This window comes from Pantoea sp. CTOTU49201 (assembly GCF_032054795.1).
Lineage (GTDB): Bacteria > Pseudomonadota > Gammaproteobacteria > Enterobacterales > Enterobacteriaceae > Pantoea > Pantoea symbiotica.
Genome location: NZ_DAMBSA010000539.1, coordinates 1 through 2,477, shown reverse-complemented (window position 1 = coordinate 2,477; position 2,477 = coordinate 1). Strand labels below are relative to the sequence as shown.

Sequence of the window (2,477 nt, the reverse complement as noted above, 5' to 3'; positions counted from 1 at the left end):
GCATGAAGCCACGTAGTGCTTATCTGCGATGTTGTTGACGTTCAATTGCAGCGTGGTGCCGCGCAGCGAATTCGCCGCTTCGCCCAGCTCATATTTGGCCATCGCATCATACAGCGTGTAGTGCGGTACTTTGTCGACGCCAATTTCATCCGCTGGCGCGGTGCCGGTGTAACGCACGCCGCTGCCCAGCGTAAAGCCGCTCAGCACGCCATCAAGGAAGGTGTAGCTGCCCCACGCCGACGCCGCATGACGCGGAATGCTCGACGGTGAATGGCCGATACGCTGCGTGATGCTGCTCTCCTTGGTCACCGCATCGGTATAGGTATAAGCCGCTAACAGTTTGATCTCTGGCGTAATCTGCGCGTGCGCTTCGGTTTCGATCCCTTTCGAACGCACTTTACCAATCTGCTCGTTGTAGCCGGTCACGCTGTTATACGCAGTGATATTTTTCTGCGTGATATCAAACGCCGACACGGTGAACACCGCATCCCAACCGACCGGCTGATACTTCACGCCCACTTCGGTCTGTTCGCCGGTGGTCGGTTTGAACGGATCGGTGCCTGGCGCGCCGCTGTTGAGGTTTGGCTCGAACGAGGTGCTGTAGCTGACGTACGGTGAAATGCCGTTATCGAAGGCATACAGCAGACCCGCACGACCGGTAAACTTGTCGTCGTTCTGCTGGGTTTGGCTGTTGTCGGTGCGATCCTGAGTGCGCACTTCGCTCCAGTCGTGACGTCCGGAGAGCAGCAGGTTCCACTGATTCCACTCCAGCTGATCCTGCAGATAAACGCCCACCTGATCGAGCTTCTTGCGCGTGCTGGTAGTCAACGTCAAATCGCTTTCATTGATGCTGATACGCGTTGGGTTGGCCCAGTCGAGGATGTATTGATCGCCGCTGTCGCGCCACAGTTTGTTATCCACGTCGCTCCACTTGTAATCCAACCCGCCGAGCACGGTGTGCACGATGTTGCCGGTTTCAAAGGTGGCTTTCAGCTGGTTATCCAGGCCCAACTCTTTCGACTTGATCTTGTCATGCTGCGGACGACGGTTGATTGAGTGATCGTTATCGGCATCAAAGGTATACACCAGATATTTGTACGATTCGTCCATGTTGCTGTAGCGCATATTCTGCGTGAAGCTCAGGTTGTCGTTGAGATTGTGCTCGAAGATATAGCCGATCGAGGTCTGTTCGCGTTTGGCTTCGTTGAAGCTCGGATCGCTGACGTTGAAATCGTAAGGAATGTAACCCGCGCTGCTCTCTTTCAGCGTACCGCTGGCCGGCAGGAAGTTACGGTATCCCGCTTTCGGCTCGTTCTGATACATCGTCAGCAGCGTAAAGCTGGTGTCCGCGTTAGGCAGCCAGGTTATCGCTGGCGCAATCGCCATGCGCTGCTGTTTATTGTCCTTCACGAACTCATGTTTGGTGCTGGCGATACCGTTCAGGCGGTAGAACAGCGTGTTGTCATCATTCAGCTTGCCGCCGAAATCAAAAGCCGCTTCACCCAAATGCTGGTTGCCGGTGCTGAGCTGCACTTTGTGAATGCTCTGCGCGGTAGGACGCTTGCTGGTCATCGCCACGATGCCGCCTGGATTCACCTGGCCGTACAGCACAGAAGCTGGGCCGTGGATCATCTCTACGCGCTCCAGCAGCCAGGGATCAACTTGCCCCGCTGCGCCCGCCTGGCCGGATAAACCGTAGCTCAGGCCATCAAGGAATTTCGGCGCATAGCGAAAACCGCGCGCGATGATCTCATCGTTACGGTTGGAGTTACCGCGATAGTTGGTCAGCACGCCGCTGCTGTAGCTCAACGCATCCGCAACGGAGGACGCAGCCTGGTCGTCCATCTGCTCACGAGTAATCACCGAAATGGATTGCGGGGTTTTGCGCAGCGGCGTGGACGTTTTGGTGCCCGCCGCACTCTCTTTCGCCACATAACCCTGCAGCGGCGAGGTCACGCTTTCACGCGTGTCGGCGTTTACCGTAATGGTCTCTTCGGCGGCCACGCTGAAGGCAGCCGGTGCTACCAACAGAATTGAGGCCAGAGAAAGGTACAGAGGATTAAGTCTGAATTGACGTGCCACAGCAGGTATTGCTGAATTTCTTGCTTTAACGGACATAGTTGCCATCTCTATTTCAAACTGCCTTGTAGATGAAATAATCCGTTCAGTCGCCCTCGCCCAACGACAATGGCTGTAACGGATTGAAATATTACTCGCTTGCGTTATTTACGGTCCTAATCTCCCTGCGTGACGTCCTTCACAAAATAATCCACTGAAAATCCGAAGGTTTCTTAGGCGCGAAAAATCATATTGCAAATGTAAATCGTTATCAATAGCATTTGCATTAGCTTTGGTTAAGTAAAGACAGTGAACAAAATGTGGAGATGGGTTGCAGGATGTTTCTAACAAGCGCAGAAAAAACGACGCAGACGTGGTTGCCCGCCGGGACAGTTACGCAATGGCTGCAGCAGGCCGAT

General features: G+C 54.3%; 1 protein-coding gene. It reads right to left on the bottom strand.

Annotated elements, in window-relative coordinates:
• A partial coding sequence (locus RTY00_RS23440) for a TonB-dependent siderophore receptor (RefSeq protein WP_312666564.1) occupies positions 1 to 2,118 on the bottom strand: 2,118 nt, incomplete at its 3' end.
• Between the last annotated feature and the right edge of the window lie 359 nt (positions 2,119 to 2,477).